Source organism: Rufibacter roseus, assembly GCF_001647285.1.
GTDB classification, from domain to species: Bacteria; Bacteroidota; Bacteroidia; order Cytophagales; family Hymenobacteraceae; genus Nibribacter; species Nibribacter roseus.
The window spans coordinates 14896-32538 of sequence record NZ_LRML01000025.1 but is presented as its reverse complement, the minus strand read 5'-3'; the positions used below and the strand labels follow the sequence as shown (position 1 = coordinate 32538).

The following is a 17643-nucleotide window of genomic DNA, read 5'->3' as shown; positions in this document are numbered from 1 at the left end:
TTACATATAAAAAGAGCGCACGTAAATAAACGTGCCGCCTCTTTTTATATGTAATGTCTTGTTAAAGCCTATTCTTTTGAAAACATGACAATTTCAGAGGTTTCTACTACGTTGCTCTTGTTCAAAGCCCTATCTATGATTTGTATATCAAATTTGATTACATCACCTTGACGGATGGCGTTGTTCCTGAAAATATTGAGGCTGAACCTGATGTCACCCTCTAATGGTTCAACGCGTGTGTCAGTAGATACTCTTGGGAACCGTCCATTGTAGTTGATGGCCTGGTTGCCAACCCTAATAGGTACAAATTCACCATTTTCTTTTCTATAAATGTTTACTAAAAAATTATGGTAAAACTCTGAGCCAGGGTTGAACGGTGCTGCTTCATCTTCAGGCAACGTGGCAGAAAGCCCTAAATTACCGTCACCGTCTTGAAAGCGCACCACCAATACCAAAGAATCAAAAAGCGCGTTTTGGGCATTTCGTCTGGTGTATTGCTCTACTCCTCTGTAGGTGATAGAAGGAGTTAAATCAAAGTCTGGTTCAGGGTAGCAGCTTTCCAACCCCAGGGCCGACAGGGCAAAAGCCAATATTACTAGTAGTTTTTGACGTTTCATGGTGTAAGAAATTGCACCTAAGTTACGAATCCTAACGCTTACCTGCTTACTTTGTTGTATAAAAATAGTTCTGGCTCAATGGCCTTCTACAATTCTTTTAAATCTGATCTAGCCTTACTCACCCAAGAAAACTTCTCGGATGCCGCGCTTGCCTTATTTCAGTATCAGGCACAGAATAATATAATATATAAAAAAATTCCTGCACCACTTGGGTTGTGAACCAAATAAGGTGCAGAGTTTAGAGCAAATTCCTTTTCTGCCTATTGAGTTTTTTAAAGGTCAGGAGGTGGTTTCTCGTGCTTTTACGCCACAAGCCATTTTCAAAAGCAGCGGTACCACACAGCAAAACCGGAGCCGTCATTTTGTGGCTGATGTTTCTTTTTACAAGCAGCATGCCCAGTTACTTTTTGAAGATGCATACGGTCCTTTGGCCGGATGTGTGGTGCTGGCGCTATTGCCGTCTTACCTAGAGCAAGGGGATTCTTCTTTGGTGATGATGATAGATCATTTTATCAAAGCCACCGGGCAAACAGAAGAAGGATTTTACCTGCATAACCATAATGATCTGCGAGAAGCTTTAAAAAGTGCCAAGGCTGCCGGCAAAAAGGTTTATCTTTTTGGGGTAACTTATGCTTTATTAGATTTAGCTGAGGAAATCAGTCCAGAAGAAGGAGAAGGAATTGTTCTTTTTGAAACTGGTGGCATGAAAGGCCGCAGGCGGGAAATGATACGCGAGGAACTGCACGCTATTCTTTCTAAAGCGTTTGGCGTAGCGGCTATTCATTCTGAGTATGGAATGACCGAATTGTTGTCACAGGCTTACTCTCAGGGCTTCGGCATATTTCAACCCTCCAGAACATTGCGTATTTTAATACGTGATGTGAACGATCCATTAGCAGTAAGCGCCGTCTCTAGCTCTGGCGGTATAAACGTAATTGATCTGGCCAACATAGATTCCTGTGCCTTCATAGAAACAAAAGATCTGGGCAAACTTTACTCTGATGGCTCCTTTGAAGTTCTGGGCCGATTCGATAACTCAGATGTGCGGGGGTGTAACTTAATGGTGGGGTAGAGGCATAAAACAGCGATTTAAGAAGTAGCTAAATTTGATTGTATTAGGCCTGTTTTTGAAAAAGTAGCCATAAAACAGAAATGCCTTGTTCTTTAATTAAAGAACAAGGCATTTCTGTTTTCAACTCAACCATTACTTCGCGTATTGGCGGGCATCTTCTTCTGTGATAGTCTCGTCACTCATGATAATAAGGCGTTCTACTACGTTTCGGAGCTCGCGTACATTTCCTCTCCAATCCAGGCCCTGAAGGTATTTTAAAGCATCTGGTGTAATGGCTTTCGGTTTGTTGCCGTAGTCGCGGGCCACGTCTTGCAGAAATTTATTCACCAGATCAGGAATGTCTTCTCGGCGCTCGTTTAGCGGGGGCACGTGAATTAGAATTACGCTCAGCCTATGGTACAAATCTTCCCTGAAGTTTTTCGCCTCAATTTCTTCCAGCAGATTTTTGTTTGTAGCGGCCACCACCCGCACATCTACGGTAATGTCTTTGTCGCCCCCTACGCGGGTAATTTTATGTTCCTGCAGGGCCCTTAGTACTTTGGCCTGTGCTGATAAGCTCATGTCGCCAATTTCATCAAGAAACAGAGTGCCTCCGTTGGCTTGCTCAAACTTACCTATGCGTTGTTTTACTGCTGAGGTAAAAGAACCTTTCTCATGCCCGAATAACTCACTTTCAATCAATTCGCTTGGTATAGCTGCGCAGTTTACCTCAATCATTGGGGATTGGGCACGGCTGCTTTGCTCGTGCAGTGCTCTTGCCACCAATTCTTTACCTGCTCCGTTTGGACCGGTAATCAACACGCGGGCATCAGTGGGGGCTACTTTGTCTATGGCAGATTTTACCTTGCCAAGGGCAGGGGATGAGCCTACCATTTCAAACGTTTTAGAGATCTTCTTCTTCAACGTTTTCGTCTCAGTCACCAGTGTTGCTTTGTCAAGGGCATTACGCACCGACACCAGCAATCGGTTCAGATCCGGTGGCTTCACCAGAAAGTCGTAGGCTCCTTTTTTAGTGGCCTCAACGGCGGTGTCAATGGTTCCGTGGGCTGAAATCATAATAAACGGAGTGTCAGGCACCAGAATCATGGCTCGTTCCAGCAGCTCCATGCCGTCCATTTTAGGCATTTTTATATCGCAAAGCACCACATCGTACTTTGCTTTCTGAAGCATGTCTAAGGCCTTTTCCCCGTCTTCGGCTTCGTCTACAGTATAGCTTTCGTATTCTAGTATTTCTTTGAGCGTGTACCGGATGCTTCGCTCATCATCTACAATCAGTATTTTGGGCATGGGTTTTCCTTTCTTGTCGAACGGCTAAAGTTCGTGATTATTTCCGTGCAATACGCGAGAAATAGGATAGAGGATGTTTTTGCCCTGATTTTCAGAAAACAGCTTTAAAACAGTAGTCTTTCCCTTGATCACAACAAATGCACCCACACATATTTCTTGAAAGGAAAAGATGATTTAGAAACTTTTAAATACGCCTGCTAACGTGGCGACAACGGTAATAGTATAATTGTTGCCGTTTTTTCAGAAATGTCCGTTACCTTTGCAACCGAAATGATGACAACTGCCTTATCTACTGGAAATACTCCAGATTGAGTTTTAAGTAAAAGCGGTAAAGCCGTTCGGCTTATCCTACCCCTTCCAATCTCTTGTCCTGCGGGACACGCAGCTATTTTGTGCTGCACTTTTTCTTTTAACGTCTTTTAATTTTCAAGCATAGGTGTAGCCTCATTAACGGCCGTAGCTTGCCTTTGTGGCTATTTGAAGAATACCTTTTCTTATACATTTCAATAACAATGAAACAAGTACTCAGAATTTTTGATCTCAGCCCTACCATTAATTACCGGATTGAGATCATGGCTGGATTAACGGTGGCTTTGGCCATGATTCCAGAAGCCGTCGCATTTTCTATTATAGCCGGAGTACCTCCCTTGGTAGGGTTATATGCCGCTTTTGTAATGGGTTTTGTCACGGCTGCTTTTGGTGGCAGGCCCGGTATGATTTCAGGAGCAACAGGAGCCGTGGCAGTGGTGTTGGTGGCCTTGGCCCAGTCGCATGGGGTTGAATATATTTTCGCCACTGTTGTGTTGGCTGGAATCATGCAGGTAATAGTAGGTGTATTAAAATTGGGTAAGCTTATCCGTTTGGTACCGCACCCTGTAATGTTTGGGTTTGTAAACGGTTTGGCTATTGTCATTTTCATGGCCCAGCTAACGCAGTTTAAAGTAGCCTCAGATGGCGGAGAGGTATGGATGACAGGTGAGCAGCTTTACACCATGTTGGGTTTGGTGGCACTGACTATTGCCATCATTGTATTTCTGCCTAAGCTGACCAAGGCAGTACCGGCATCGTTGGTGGCTATATTAGTAGTGTTTGGTATTGTGGTGGGTCTAGGTATTGATACTAGAACTGTTGGTGATATTGCCTCTATTAGCGGAGGTTTTCCTCCGTTCCATATTCCGGAGGTGCCGTTTACCTTGGAGACTTTGCAGATTATACTTCCCTACGCCGCTATCATGGCGGGTGTGGGTTTAATTGAAAGCCTTCTTACTCTTAACCTGATAGACCAAATTACAGAAACCCGTGGTAACGGAAACCGTGAATCACTTGCACAAGGCGGCGCCAACATTTTAAGCGGACTTTTCTACGGTATGGGTGGCTGCGCCATGATTGGCCAAAGCCTCATCAACATTTCTTCCGGCGCTAGGGCTCGTTTATCGGGTATTGTGGCAGCCGTCACCTTATTAATATTTATCATGTTTGCTGGGCCACTCATTGAGAGAGTGCCCATGGCAGCCTTAACCGGCGTAATGATCATGGTGGCTGTGGGTACTTTTGAGTGGATTAGCTTCAAACTGATTGGTAAAATGCCTTGGTCTGATGTGTTGGTAGGTATATTGGTGGCAGCCATAACGGTGCTATTGCATAACTTGGCACTGGCGGTACTGGTGGGGGTAATTATCTCTGCGTTAGTGTTTGCCTGGGAAAGTGCGCGCCGCATCAGAGCTAGAAAGTACATAGATGAGCAGGGCGTAAAACATTATGAATTGTTTGGGCCGCTCTTCTTTGGTTCAGTAACTGCTTTCCATGAGAAATTTGATGTACTTAATGACCCTGAGGAAGTGATCCTTGATTTTAAAGAAAGTAGGGTGGCAGACATGTCAGCGATAGAGGCCATTAATGTACTGACGGAGCGTTACCACAAGCAGGGCAAAAAGCTGCACTTAAGAAACTTAAGCAACAGTAGCCACCGGAAACTACTCAATGCTCACGCCATTATTGATGTCAATATTCTGGAGCCAACTGCACAGCGCCAGAATGATAAATACTAAAGCTGGAGAAACGGCTCTGTAAAAAGAAACCCTGCTGCGGAGGCCTCGCAGCAGGGTTTCTTTTTATAAATGGAATAACAATTTGTTCTGTAAAGAAATGAATGGCGAAGGCTGTAGAAATAGCAGGGTAGTTGTTACTACAGGGAAGCAACACTTGCGAGTGTATAAACAGCTTGTTATCCTGCGGTTTCAGTATTAATAAGAAGGTGTACAATCAGAGACTATTGCTAACTGCAGCAGTCTGTAATCATACACCTTCTTATTTGTTTAGTAAGAAAATCTTCTTTCTTGAAAACAGGAGAAGTATTAAGCTTCTTCAGGATGATAAATAATTTTATCACGGTGTTTCAGTCCCCAATCTCGTAACTCCCGAATGACAGGCCAAAGGCTATGGCCGTACTCAGTGATAGAGTATTCTACCGTAACTGGTGAAGTATCATGCACGGTACGCTTCACTAATTTATTTACTTCCAGTTCTTTCAACTCTTTTGACAACATCTTAGCCGTGATGCCAGTCACGTCACGGTGTAGCTCTTTGAAACGTCGCTTGTGCACACACAAGGCTACAATGATCGGAATTTTCCATTTGCCACTCAATATGTCCAGAGCGTCCCTAATAGGGAGAATATGGGTAATGCAGGGGCCTGTCTCATTTTTAATGGCGGCCTCCATTGGGTTTTTCAACAAGGTTTCCATAGGCATAAAGCTAATGATTTCTTTTAGGATACTAGTATACATTCGTAAATCAGTATCTAACTGAAACCAAAGTTACGTAAATTTGTTTATACAATTAACGTATAAACATATATTTCTATGAAATTACTCGAAGACTTGAACTGGCGCTATGCCACCAAACGTATGAATGGCGAGCTTGTGCCGCAAGCTAAACTAGACAACATTTTAGAGGCCATCAGATTATCAGCCTCCTCTATGGGGTTTCAGCCATACAACGTGATAGTGGTTGAAGACTTTGAAACACGTAAAAAAATTCAACCAGCTGCCTTCAACCAGCCACAAATTGTAGAAGGGTCACATCTTTTGATTTTCGCCGCCTGGGATCCTCTTTGTGAGGAACAGGTAGATAATTATATTCAAAACATTGCCTCTGAGCGGGGTGTGGGATTAGATACTTTGGAAAGTTTCTCTCAAAGCATCAAGAATATGATTAAGAGCCGCACTGCCGAGGAGAACTTCCAGTGGGCAGCCCGTCAGGCTTACATTGCTTTAGGAACAGGTTTGGTGGCGGCCTCTGCTGAAAGAGTAGACTCAACGCCAATGGAAGGATTTAACCCAGCCGCCTTAGATGAACTGCTGGGTCTAAAAGAAAAAGGATTGCGCTCAGTAGCGCTGCTCGCCCTTGGTTACCGCGATGAAAATGCTGATTATTTGGCAAAAGCTAAAAAAGTGCGTCGCAGTAAAGAAAGCTTCTTCATTACAGTAGCGTAGCGGTTATTTTATTAGGTAATCCTGTTTTAAGGCTGTTTTTTGAAAATCAGCCTTAAAACAGGTGTATAGCTTTTTACTAATAAAGGTTTGACAGCACGAACCATTTTATTGACACCCGTACAACCTGAAGGCTTGTTATTATAACTGCACTTCTTTTTAAGTACAAAAATCTTAAACTATGAAAAAAAGAACTCTTGGTAATTCCAGCTTAGAATTAGCTCCTTTGGCCTTTGGTGGAAATGTATTTGGCTGGACCGTAGATGAATCGACTTCCTTTCAATTGTTAGATGCCTTTGTAGGCGCAGGCTTTAATTTTATTGACACAGCAGATGCCTATTCTGTTTGGGTGCCCGGCAATAGCGGAGGTGAGTCAGAAACCATCATTGGCAACTGGATAAAGAACAGAGGTAACCGAGACAAAGTGACCATAGCTACCAAAGTGGGTTGGGAGATAACACCTGAAAAGAAAGGGTTAAAGAAGGACTATATTTTCCGGGCAGTAGAAGACTCACTTCGCAGACTGCAGACAGATTACATTGACCTGTACCAATCTCATGTAGATGATGAGAGTACTTCTTTTGAAGAAGTTCTGGAAGCTTACAGCCGCCTGATAGAACAGGGTAAAATAAGAGTAATAGGGGCGTCAAACATTTCTGCTGAAAGACTAAAAAAGTCTTTGGAAGTGAGTCGGCAACACAATTTGCCTATCTACCAGAGCCTGCAGCCTGAATACAATCTGTACAACCGCGAGGGATTTGAGCAGAATCTGGAGCCATTGTGCCTGCAAGAGGGAATAGGTGTCGTTTGCTATTACGCCTTAGCCAGTGGCTTCTTGACTGGTAAATACCGCTCAGAGGCAGACTTGGGTAAGAGCCCAAGAGGTGGTGGCATGAAAAATTTCATGAACGAACGGGGCTTCCGTATTTTAAATGCTCTTGATGAAGTAGCAGAACAGCATAATTCAAACCCGGCGCAGGTATCTTTGGCTTGGCTCATGGCTCGGGAGAGCATTACGGCACCCATAGCCAGTGCCACCAGTTTAGAGCAGCTAGATGATTTAATTAAGGCCGCAAACCTGGAGCTGAGCTCCGAAGATGTAGAGAAATTAAACTTTGCAAGCGCCTACTAACTTCATTTTGTTTTTCAGATAATAAAAGAACCTCATTGAAGTATATCAATGATGTTCTTTTTTGCCCGTTTTTCAGAAAACAGCTCCAAAACAGGAGAACTTGCCGTTGCAGAATTTATCTATCCTAATAAGGAAATTTTACTGCAGCAGTTTTAAAAATCTACGGAATATACTTTTTCCAGCTGCTTCTCATTCACCCAATTGGGCAGGTTACGGAGACCAAAATTGCGCAGGGAAATAAAGAATGGATTGGAAGACTGGGCAACCTCTCCTAAAAACCGCGACTGACGTGTGATCCAGTGGGTACGGGGAATACGCCGTTGTTCAAAGCGCTGCGCCGCGGCGGGAAAGTCAAAGTCTTTTTGAAGTTCATCGGCGAAAACTACGGCGTCTTCTACGGCCTGGCAGGCACCTTGCCCCATATTTGGCGTGGTGGCGTGGGCGGCATCACCTATGAACAGTATATTTTGAAAAGCAAAGTTCTGAATAGGCTTCAGGTCATAGATGTCATGCCACAGCAGTTGGTCAGGTTTGGTGTGGGCAAATAAGCTTGAGATGGGAGAATGATACCCGTGGAAATGTCGCTGCAGGTCTTCGGCTTCCATCGCTTTCATCTTTGGGTTGTTTTGAGGTGAATTGACACAGGCAAACCAGTAAATCTTATTATCTGCGAGCGGCGTCCAACCCACTCTGCCAGCCCTTCCCCATGTTTCTGAGGCGTACTGAGCCTGATGTCCAGGATTGTCAATTACCCCGCGCCAGCAAGTATAACCGGCATACCTGGGCTTTGATGAGGGGAGGAGTTGCTGCCGCAAAAGAGAGTTGATACCGTCTGCTACAATTACATAATCAAAAGTGGCAGAGGTGTTATCCTGAAAATGTACGGTTACTCCTTTGGCGGTTTGATCAGCCCGTATTGCTTTTTTTTCTGCTCTCATTGAATTCTGGGGCAGTTGGGCTACTAAAACTTGGTGCAGACTGGCGCGGTGAATCACAAAATTATCCAGCCCATATTTCTGGCTCATGGCCCGGCTGTCGGTGCGGTTAATCAGTTTTCCGTTCGCGTCAAAAATATGGAAACCATTTAAGCAGTTGCCCTTAGAAATAACTTCCTCTGCTATACCTAGCCGCAGAAATCCTTTAATGGCATTTGCAGCTAGAGCCAGCCCTGCGCCAACCGGTTCAAATTTAGGTGCTGCATCAAATATGGTAGTAGACAATCCAATTTTCTGCAAAGCAATAGCAGTTGATAAACCTGCAATTCCTCCTCCAATAATCCCAATGTTCACATCTACCATTGTTTCTTCCAGCAGTAATTAAATTGACTACCGTTCTTTGTATTTTAGGTCTATTTTTCCGAAAACAAACCTAAAACACAAAAACGGTAAAACCGAAGGCTTCTTACATAGGTTTAAGAAGGCACCCGATATACTACCGCATTGGCGTTCATACCTGCACCCACAGAGGTAAAAACTACATCATAATTTGGTTCTAAACTATGCTCTCCTAATTGGCCGCGCTCAATAAGGTCGTACAGAATGGGCAAAGTTGCTACTGAGTTGTTACCTAATGTATTGATGGTCATAGGCATGATATCAGAAGGAATATCTTTAGCTCCCATACCATAAAGCTTGAACAAACGGTCCAGCATAGCCTCATCCATTTTTTCGTTTGCCTGGTGAATGAGTACCTTCTTAATGTCAGTAAGGGTAAGTTCTGCTTTTGTAATACAGTCTTTTACTAATTGCGGAACCCTGGTAATGGCGTATTCATAGATTTTGCGGCCATCCATTTTAATGTAAAGGTCTGTCTGGTCCAGGTCTTGGTTGTAAGAAGGAGAGGAGTGAAGCCACTGAGCCTGAACAATAGTATCTGAAACGGTAAGATGACTCAGCACTCCCACTTTAGCCTCTGTTTCTCTGGCTTCCAACACCACAGCGCCAGCCCCGTCAGAATAAATCATACTGTCACGGTCATGCGGATCAGTCACTCTGGAAAGCGTTTCAGTTCCTATAACTAAAACTCTTTTAGCATCACCAGATTGCAGGTAGTAGTGCGCCTGAATTACACCCTGTAACCAGCCGGGGCAACCAAAGGGTAGATCATAGGCAACACAGTATGGATTGGCAATTTGTAGTCTGTGCTTTATTCTTGAGGCCAGCGGAGGCATCATGTCTACCCTGCGGCTGTTCAACTTAACATCACCGAAATTGTGAGCTACTATAATGTAATCCAGTGTTTCAGGGTCTACATCTGCATTCTGCAGGGCATTCTTGGCGGCTCCGAACCCTAGGTCAGAGGCTACCATGTTATCATCGGCGTAGCGTCTTTCGCGTATGCCTGTTATTTGGTGAAATTTACGAATGATAGTTTCATTGGGGCTATCCATTTCCTGACCAGAGGCATCAAGAAACGTGTGACCCAAAAAAGCAGAGTTATCTATGATGTTTTCAGGTATGAATGATCCTGATCCGGCTATTACCGAAGAGATTATTTTACTAGACATGCCCCAAATTTATATAATTGCCCATAGTTCAAAAAGGGCGTGGTAAGAAAATCAGATTCTGTTGATGTGTTGCAGGAAATTCTGATGGGGGAGATAATAGAAAAAAATAAAGGATTAAAACTAGGCAACGGGATTAATGGGTATGCTGCCTTTAGGTGGCGGATATAAAAGTGCTGACTAATTAGTCAAAAATTAGTTTGGCACCGCCAAGAAAAATGAAGATCCAGATTAATCCTTTGATCAGGAAAAACATGAATCCTGCAACCCCCATTCGTTTTAAAGCTTTCTTCCAGTTTGCCATACCATTTGTGTTTCAAAAAAGTCACCTTTACGTTAGGTGCATGAAGATACAAAATATGCCTTTGCACCCCAAAGGTACAACTCAAGACTGAACGCCTAAAAATTTATTATGGTATATGCTAGGCAACTATTAGACTTAACTGAAGGGTAACCATAAAAAAAGCCTCTCCAGGTGGAGAGGCTTTTGTACTAGAATGTCTTTATGGAGAAAGACTAAGCGCGTTTAACGTTAACGGCATTAAGTCCTTTTCTGCCTTCTTTAAGATCAAAAGTAACTTCATCGTTCTCTCTGACTTCGTCAACGAGACCTGTTACGTGCACGAAGTACTCTTCGTTTGTGTTGTTGTCTTTAATAAAACCGAAGCCTTTTTCGGTGTTAAAGAATTTTACTGTTCCTGTGTTCATAATTTGATTATTATACTTTCACTACGCTAAAGCTAACGAAAACGTTCAAACTTACCTGCTTTTTATATAATTAGTTTTAAGAATCAATATCAGAGAACAAGTGTAGTTACATTTATAATTGACTTATAACAGCTTTTACAGCTCTTTTAAGCCTGTTTTTTCTAAAACATAGAAAAACACGGACACAAAAAAAGCCTCTCCGGTGGGAGAGGCTTTTGAAGCAATTTGTCTTTATAGCGAAAGACTAAGCGCGTTTTACGTTAACGGCGTTAAGTCCTTTTCTTCCTTCTTGAAGATCAAATACTACTTCGTCGTTTTCTCTGATTTCGTCAACTAATCCAGATACGTGTACGAAGTACTCTTGATTTGAATTGTCATCCTTGATAAAGCCGAACCCTTTAGAGTCGTTGAAAAATTTTACTGTTCCTTGATTCATATGATTGTTATTATACTACTTAATACTCTCAAAGGTAGGTAATAGTTCATGGCATCCTAGAAAAAGTAAAATAAAATTTATTTGAAGTACAAAAAAGTGGCTCTTGATGGTCTAAAGCATGTATTTGTTTTTGTAAGTTCAAGGGCTAATATTTCAATGAAATCAATAACCTGCTAGAATCTCAGAAAGTAAAAAATTAAGCTCCACAACTTCTGCTGAAACAGGAACAAAAGAGGAGATGATGAATGTTGTATATTCTTCTAAAACAAAGTCTCAAGGCTTCCAACACGACTAATTATATAATAGAGCAGTGGTTGGTGCAGCTTTATTTAGGTAAAGCCGTAAAAATTGATTACTTTTGTATTAGAAAGCAATATTTATCCACTGTTCTTATTTTCCTCTTATATAAGTGAATTTAAGTCTGGATAGTCTTGACTCTTTGCGAACCATAGACTTAGCTCATTCATAAATTGGGCGGGTGTTGCACCAGGTGCTTTCCGCAGTAAAGGTTTAAAGCAAAGAGATGTTCTTTTGTGGAACTGATTATACGTCAGTTTCTGTCTAAGGGAGATGTAAAGATTTCCTATCAATCAAATCAGTACGGCGAAAGCCGAGTCAAAAACTGCTTTATTACCTGTTTCGCCGTGCATGCGCGCGTTAATTCAGGTTTGGCATATGAGCCAATGCAGTATGTTTCACTTTACCCATTACTATGGCAAGATCACAAAACAGTTTCATGAAAAAGCAGCTGGAACAGAAACGGCTGAAGAAAAAACAAGAAAAGGCAGAGCGTAAACAAGAGCGCCAAGAAAGCTCTCAAGGAGGAAAATTAGAAGACATGCTCATGTATGTTGATGAAAACGGAAACTTCAGCTCTACGCCTCCTATCAAAAAGAAAGAGGAGCCTAAAACGGCTGCTCCTAATCCAAGGCTCAATAAAAAATACTGGGAATAACTCCACCTCTGGGTATCCTACACCTTTGCAGTTGCTGAAAGGTCTGCTCTTCTGCAGACCCTCAGCTGCTTCAGCCTTTCTAGCTGTATTACCTATCAGCTGCCTTCTTTTCTATTTCATACGTTTCAAGTTGGCACAAACAGGAAGAAGTATTCTGTCTGGCTCTAGTCAACATACCAGATTTTACTATACTCAAGCATTTCAGTCAATACCATTATAAAAAAGGTAGACGATTTTCTGATTAGTGCAAAATGACTACTTTATTCATGGTTCTTTGCCCTTTTGAGTTGGTAACCTGCACCACATACACTCCCGAAGGAAGAGTGGAAGTGCTAAGTTGCACTCTACTTTGAAAAGTAGCTTGTTGAACGGAGACACCCAAGTTGTTTATAAGATCAACCATGGTAGTTCCTGGAGAGGTAACGTTAATGGTGATAATCTCTGCAGCTGGGTTAGGATACACCTTTATTTCCTCTTTCTCATTAGGTGTGAATATACCGGTGACCTTCCCATCATACACTGAGTGCTCATATATCTTAGCGGTATCTTGGTCTGATACATAGATGTTGTCAAACCAAAGCTTCGTCTGCCCCAAAGGCCCTTGCTCAGCGGTAATTTCAAGTCTGTCAATGTTGGTCCAGTCAAATTTTCCATCCGGCGCGAACCAGGCGTTGTCCCAAGAACCTTGTTCATAAAAGCTGGTCAGGGGGAGGCGCACGTGGTGCCAACGTCCATCAAACGGAACAATTTGCTCATTCAAGGTAAGACCAGCCCGCCAGGGGTGGTCGTCTGGGTCAGTGGTTTTGGTATCTATAAACCGTATATCAAAACTGGTAGACGGGGAAGTGGCTCTGAAAATAAAGTCTAAGGCAAACCCGTTTTGCCGCAACAGCGACAAATCTATATCTGGTTGAAAGTTAAAGCTAAGGCTGTTGTATTGAGCGGCGTTGGTCCAGGAGAGGCTATAGCGGCCATTGTTAGGCTTTTGGTCTGCATAAAAATCATAAGAACCGGTGCCGTAGCTGGCGTTTACTATATTTTGCCCCAGATAATCAGAGTAAATGGCAAAGCCTTTTGTGAGCGGCTGCTTTACATAGGGTGCCTGTGGTGGGATATTAAAACCTAAAGCCTGAAGCAAGGGTGTGTTTAAGTCTTGTTCAAAAAAGTTAGCTCCGTTTTGTTTAAATAAGCCAAACTCGTGGTGGTAGTCCCAACTGGTCCAGGCTATACCTTTCTGCTCCAGATAGGTTCTGACCGTCTGGTACCAGAACACTCGGTCTTCAGAGCGGCTGTTAGGTTGAAATACTCCAAATTCCCCGCAGAAAACAGGGACATTTCGTGTTTCTTTGAAGTGGGCGGCAATGTCAATCAGCTGCTTTACCTTGGCCACAGTACCATCTTGCTGGTAGTTGTTGTAAGCATTTTCCATCCAGGTGCCGCGCAGACTGTTAGGAAGGGCTGGCATATCTTGTACCCTGTACGGAAAGGGCATGTTGGCTAGCGGTACCAAAGATGGCTCAACCCAACTGGCGCCCTGGTGGGTGAACAGAAAAGGGTCATAGAAATGGAAGGTGTATATCAGTTTTGGATAATGGTATACCGGCAACTGTGCCAAATTATGGTAGCTGTTGTAGTTGCTTGCTCCCACTATGATGTAATGCTTCGTATCCTGCTTCCTGATCACTTCTATGATGCGACCCTGAATGGCATTCCACTGTGCATCAGAAATACCATGTGGTTCATTCAGGATTTCATAATAGATTCTGTCTGACCTGTCTTTATAGTGTTGCGCCATTTGGGCCCAAACCTTTTCTAAGATCTGTTCAACTTCAGGCCGAGTGCTGACAATCGGGTCAAAAGAGTGGTTGTCGAGTATCAGGTGCAGGTCCAAGTCCTCTGCCCAGTTTACCGCCTCATCCAGAAAAGTGAAAAGCAAAGGATCAATAACGTGTTCTGGCGCCCCTCTGGTGAAAGCATGCAGATTAATGGGCAGCCTTATGACATCTGCCCCCAAACTTTTTATGTTTTCAAAGTCTTTTTTTGTGTACTTGGTAAAATGTATTTGCCGCACCTCGTTGGCCTGAAACCAGTTTGTTAAATTGACTCCCTTATTGAAAGGCACCTCTTGGGCAAACAAAGGCGTAGCGGTGAAGGGGAGCACCAACCAAATAAAGAGCAGGTGCCAAAATATTGCAGGTTTTTGGTTCAACTGAAGTGCTGGCATAGTAAGAGGAGTTGAAGCAAATTAGAAGATTAGGAATAAAGATATCTATTTCTCAGCTATTTAGCTATAGGCAAGGTTCTTGAATAATGCCTTTGTTTCTTGGGTATATTGACTTCAATGTGAAGCTAGAAGGTAAGATTGCATCAGCAATCTTTTGTTTTGCAAACACGTAAAACAAAAGATTAAGCAAACGGGCAGTATTAACAAAAGAGTAACTTCAAAGCCGCACTGTATGGTAACAAACTTTGTTACCTTTGTAAGAAGCAGAATTTAGCAATGTGATCCTTTTACTTTACTAAGGCGATTGTTTCTGTTGTTTGCTTTCCTGATTGAAGTTTTGCAGTGACTGAGGCTCTGTAGTGATAAGATCGAATATAAATTTCCCCCAATACCTCAGTTTATAATTTTGCATGTCTCAAAAATTAAAATTCAATAGTACCCACCAAACAGCCTTTTTTGCCACTGTCCGCAAACGAGTTGAAGTAGAGTTCAAGGAAAGAGGTCTTTCAAAAAATGCCAACCACTTTATGTGGTTTAAGACATTTTTCTTTTTGACTGTTTTCTGCTCATTATACTTTCTAATTTTATCTGGTCTCTTCAGCAATTTGGTTATGGTGGGCCTGACGCTGCTGTTAGGTGCATGTGCGGCATTTATAGGCTTTAACATTTGCCATGATGCCATTCACGGTTCCTTTTCTGCCAACCCAAAGATAAATAAAGGCCTTAGCTATTTGTTTCACCTTATCGGGGCTAACCCCTATGTCTGGAATATTACCCACAACGTTGTGCACCACACCTATACCAATATTCCAGGACACGATGAAGACATTGAAGTAGCTCCAGGGCTTATTCGGTTAGATGCAAGCGAGCAGGTGAACAAACTACAGCGTTTCCAGCATGTGTATGCCTTTTTGTTGTATGGCCTTGCCTCGCTTTCGTGGGTGGTGCGGAAAGATTATAAAAAGTTTTTCCAGGCTAAAATAGGTCAGCAAAAGAACCATCACCCAAAGTTGGAGTATTTTAACTTGTTCTTTTTTAAGCTTTTACACTATTTCATTTTTATAGGCGTACCAATGCTAGTGTTAGACCTGGCATGGTGGCAGGCTGCTCTGGGTTTCCTGATCATGCACCTGGCTGAGGGAACTACCATGGGTTTAGTTTTTCAGTTAGCACACGTAGTGGAGGGTACAGATTTTCCGGTGCCGAATGAGCAGGGAAACATTGAGGAGGCCTGGGCTGAACACCAACTGCGCACAACCGCCAATTTTGCCCCCTCTAGTGCCATGGCCAGTTTTTTTCTGGGGGGATTGAACCGCCAAATTGAACATCATTTATTCCCCAAGGTGTGCCATGTACATTATCCCTTCATTTCAGAAATTGTCCGGAAGACCGCTGCTGAGTTTGAACTTCCTTACATTGAGAATCCTTCGTTTGTCTCGGCCATAAAATCTCATTACCGCATACTTAAAAAGTTTGGCCAGGAAGCTTATGAAGTGAAGGAACAAAAGTTAGAACTGGCAAACTAGCTTGTATTTTATCAATTAGGTAACAAAGACGGCAGGTGCATTAGGTTGATTGTCACTCTTCTTTAAGAGAGATAATCCTGCAGAACTACCCTCAGGGCAAGTATTCCTCATATTTTTTCCTTACATTAGCCTAGCATACTATTGCTTGTTTGGAAGAGCCGCTGTAGCGGTTCGTTTCAACAGCTTTATCAGCTTAATTTACGCTAATGGATAAAATAATTGCTGACATCAACGATGTAGTCTGGAGCAATGCCTTAATTGTGCTTTGCCTGGGAACGGGAATATACTTCTCAATCAGAACCGGATTTTTGCAGGTGCGCTATCTTAGAGAAATGATCCGCCTGCTCTTCAGGAGTAAATCTTCTAAAACGGGAGTAAGTTCTTTTCAGGCTTTTACAATTGCTATTGCTGGCAGGGTAGGAACTGGTAATATTGCCGGGGTGGCCACCGCCATTGCCATGGGCGGGCCTGGTGCCATTTTTTGGATGTGGATGATCGCTTTTTTGGGCAGTTCCTCGGCTTTTATAGAAGCTACCCTGGGGCAAATGTATAAAGAGGTAAAAGACGGACAATACCGTGGTGGACCTGCCTTTTATATTGAAAAAGGCCTAGGTATAAAATGGTATGCAGTTGTGTTTGCCGTGGCTACAATACTTAGCATGACCTTATTATTGCCTGGCGTGCAAAGCAACAGCATTGCGGTAGGTATTCAAAACTCATTTCCTATACCACCAGCTGTTACGGGCGGGGTGGTTACGGCTTTTCTGGGCCTGATCATATTTGGAGGAGTGAAACGTATTGGCAAAGTAGCGGAGGTGCTGGTTCCGTTTATGGCCGGCGCTTATATCTTGATGGCTATGGTGATCATCGGGATGAATATAACCCAAGTGCCTGAAATAGTCAGTTTGATAGTACGCTCAGCCTTTGACCTGGAACCTGCCTTTGGCGGAGTTTTCGGAATGGCTGTAGCTTGGGGTGTGAAAAGAGGCATCTACTCAAACGAGGCGGGTCAGGGAACAGCCCCCCACGCCGCCGCCGCTGCTGAGGTAAGTCATCCGGTAAAACAAGGGCTGGTGCAGGCGTTCAGCGTTTACGTTGATACATTGTTTGTATGTACCGCCACAGCTTTTATGATTCTGTTCACTGGGCAATACAACGTGCAAAATCCAGAAGGCGGTTTTCTGGTGGAAAACCTGCCGGGAGTGGCCATAGGGGCTGAATATACTCAGCAAGCAGTAAATACTCATTTCCCAGACTTGGGAGGAGCATTCGTGGCCATAGCTCTTATGTTATTTGCCTTTACCACTATTATGGCGTATTACTATATAGCCGAAACCAATCTTAGTTACCTCATGAAAAAAGGAGTACACCAGTGGCAGCTGTGGCTGTTGCGGGCCTGTATTATGGCGGCAACTTTCTACGGATCGGTTAAGACGGCTCAATCAGCGTGGGCTTTAGGTGATATTGGAGTTGGTGTAATGGCTTGGCTTAACATTATTGCCATTCTGTTGTTGCAAAAGCCTGCCTTACGATCATTGAAAGATTACCAGGCGCAGCGGAAAGCAGGGCTTGATCCTGTCTTCAATGCCCAAAAATCTGAAATAAAGAATACAGAAGAGTGGGAAATAGAGGAGAAAGTGGCAACGGTATAAAAAATGCTTTCTGAATAGACTCTTGCAATTAGTCAGAGGT

15 protein-coding genes are annotated in these 17643 nt (G+C 43.2%); 7 read left to right on the top strand and 8 right to left on the bottom strand.

Features of this window, described 5'->3' with window-relative positions; genetic code table 11:
• Window positions 1–68: 68 nt before the first annotated feature.
• Window positions 69–617 (bottom strand): hypothetical protein, encoded by a 549-nt coding sequence (locus A8O23_RS20755; protein WP_066625933.1) that lies wholly within the window; start codon window positions 615–617, stop codon window positions 69–71.
• Between the two features lie 229 nt (window positions 618–846).
• Here A8O23_RS20755 and A8O23_RS20750 point away from each other — a divergent pair, with 229 nt between their 5' ends.
• The gene (locus A8O23_RS20750; protein WP_317039560.1) at window positions 847–1689 is read left to right on the top strand and encodes an acyl-CoA synthetase family protein; all 843 of its coding nucleotides are present in this window, start codon (window positions 847–849) and stop codon (window positions 1687–1689) included.
• Between the two features lie 132 nt (window positions 1690–1821).
• Here the strand turns inward: A8O23_RS20750 and A8O23_RS20745 are convergent, their stop codons facing one another.
• Window positions 1822–2976, bottom strand: a complete 1155-nt coding sequence (locus A8O23_RS20745; protein WP_066625930.1) for a sigma-54-dependent transcriptional regulator — start codon at window positions 2974–2976, stop codon at window positions 1822–1824.
• A 512-nt stretch (window positions 2977–3488) separates the two neighbouring features.
• Here A8O23_RS20745 and A8O23_RS20740 point away from each other — a divergent pair.
• Window positions 3489–5024, top strand: a complete 1536-nt coding sequence (locus A8O23_RS20740) for a SulP family inorganic anion transporter (RefSeq protein WP_066625926.1) — start codon at window positions 3489–3491, stop codon at window positions 5022–5024.
• Window positions 5025–5330: 306 nt separating this feature from the next.
• Here the strand turns inward: A8O23_RS20740 and A8O23_RS20735 are convergent, their stop codons facing one another.
• Complete coding sequence (locus A8O23_RS20735) at window positions 5331–5720, bottom strand: winged helix-turn-helix transcriptional regulator (protein ID WP_082883200.1); 390 nt, start codon at window positions 5718–5720, stop codon at window positions 5331–5333.
• A 117-nt stretch (window positions 5721–5837) separates the two neighbouring features.
• Here A8O23_RS20735 and A8O23_RS20730 point away from each other — a divergent pair, with 117 nt between their 5' ends.
• Together A8O23_RS20730 and A8O23_RS20725 are read left to right on the top strand one after the other, a co-directional pair.
• Window positions 5838–6470: an NAD(P)H-dependent oxidoreductase gene (locus A8O23_RS20730; protein WP_066625923.1), complete on the top strand. Its 633-nt coding sequence runs from the start codon at window positions 5838–5840 to the stop codon at window positions 6468–6470.
• Between the two features lie 178 nt (window positions 6471–6648).
• Window positions 6649–7599 carry an aldo/keto reductase gene (locus tag A8O23_RS20725; RefSeq protein ID WP_066625920.1) on the top strand — a complete coding sequence of 317 codons (951 nt, stop codon included), beginning with the start codon at window positions 6649–6651 and terminating at the stop codon, window positions 7597–7599.
• Window positions 7600–7751: 152 nt separating this feature from the next.
• On the opposite strand, the gene A8O23_RS20720 is transcribed toward A8O23_RS20725, so the two are convergent.
• The 4 genes from A8O23_RS20720 to A8O23_RS20705 all read right to left on the bottom strand — a co-directional run bounded on the left by A8O23_RS20720 (window position 7752) and on the right by A8O23_RS20705 (window position 11246).
• Window positions 7752–8897 carry an FAD-dependent monooxygenase gene (locus A8O23_RS20720; RefSeq protein ID WP_066625917.1) on the bottom strand — a complete coding sequence of 382 codons (1146 nt, stop codon included), beginning with the start codon at window positions 8895–8897 and terminating at the stop codon, window positions 7752–7754.
• 113 nt (window positions 8898–9010) lie between these two features.
• Window positions 9011–10105 carry a 3-oxoacyl-ACP synthase III family protein gene (locus A8O23_RS20715; RefSeq protein ID WP_066625914.1) on the bottom strand — a complete coding sequence of 365 codons (1095 nt, stop codon included), beginning with the start codon at window positions 10103–10105 and terminating at the stop codon, window positions 9011–9013.
• Between the two features lie 513 nt (window positions 10106–10618).
• Window positions 10619–10810 (bottom strand): cold-shock protein, encoded by a 192-nt coding sequence (locus tag A8O23_RS20710; RefSeq protein WP_066625912.1) that lies wholly within the window; start codon window positions 10808–10810, stop codon window positions 10619–10621.
• A 244-nt stretch (window positions 10811–11054) separates the two neighbouring features.
• The gene (locus A8O23_RS20705; RefSeq protein WP_066625909.1) at window positions 11055–11246 is read right to left on the bottom strand and encodes a cold-shock protein; all 192 of its coding nucleotides are present in this window, start codon (window positions 11244–11246) and stop codon (window positions 11055–11057) included.
• A 736-nt stretch (window positions 11247–11982) separates the two neighbouring features.
• Here A8O23_RS20705 and A8O23_RS20700 point away from each other — a divergent pair.
• A complete protein-coding gene (locus A8O23_RS20700) occupies window positions 11983–12201 on the top strand; it encodes a cold-shock protein (RefSeq protein WP_239693469.1) in 219 nt (72 codons plus the stop codon).
• 241 nt (window positions 12202–12442) lie between these two features.
• Here A8O23_RS20700 and A8O23_RS20695 read toward each other — a convergent pair whose 3' ends face one another.
• Entirely contained in the window at window positions 12443–14425 is a 1983-nt protein-coding gene (locus A8O23_RS20695; RefSeq protein WP_066625903.1) for a cellulase family glycosylhydrolase, read from the bottom strand.
• Between the two features lie 410 nt (window positions 14426–14835).
• Between A8O23_RS20695 and A8O23_RS20690 the strand changes: the two genes are divergently transcribed.
• Complete coding sequence (locus A8O23_RS20690) at window positions 14836–15951, top strand: fatty acid desaturase family protein (protein ID WP_066625900.1); 1116 nt, start codon at window positions 14836–14838, stop codon at window positions 15949–15951.
• Between the two features lie 206 nt (window positions 15952–16157).
• The gene (locus A8O23_RS20685) at window positions 16158–17603 is read left to right on the top strand and encodes an alanine/glycine:cation symporter family protein (protein ID WP_066625897.1); all 1446 of its coding nucleotides are present in this window, start codon (window positions 16158–16160) and stop codon (window positions 17601–17603) included.
• Window positions 17604–17643 lie beyond the last annotated feature (40 nt).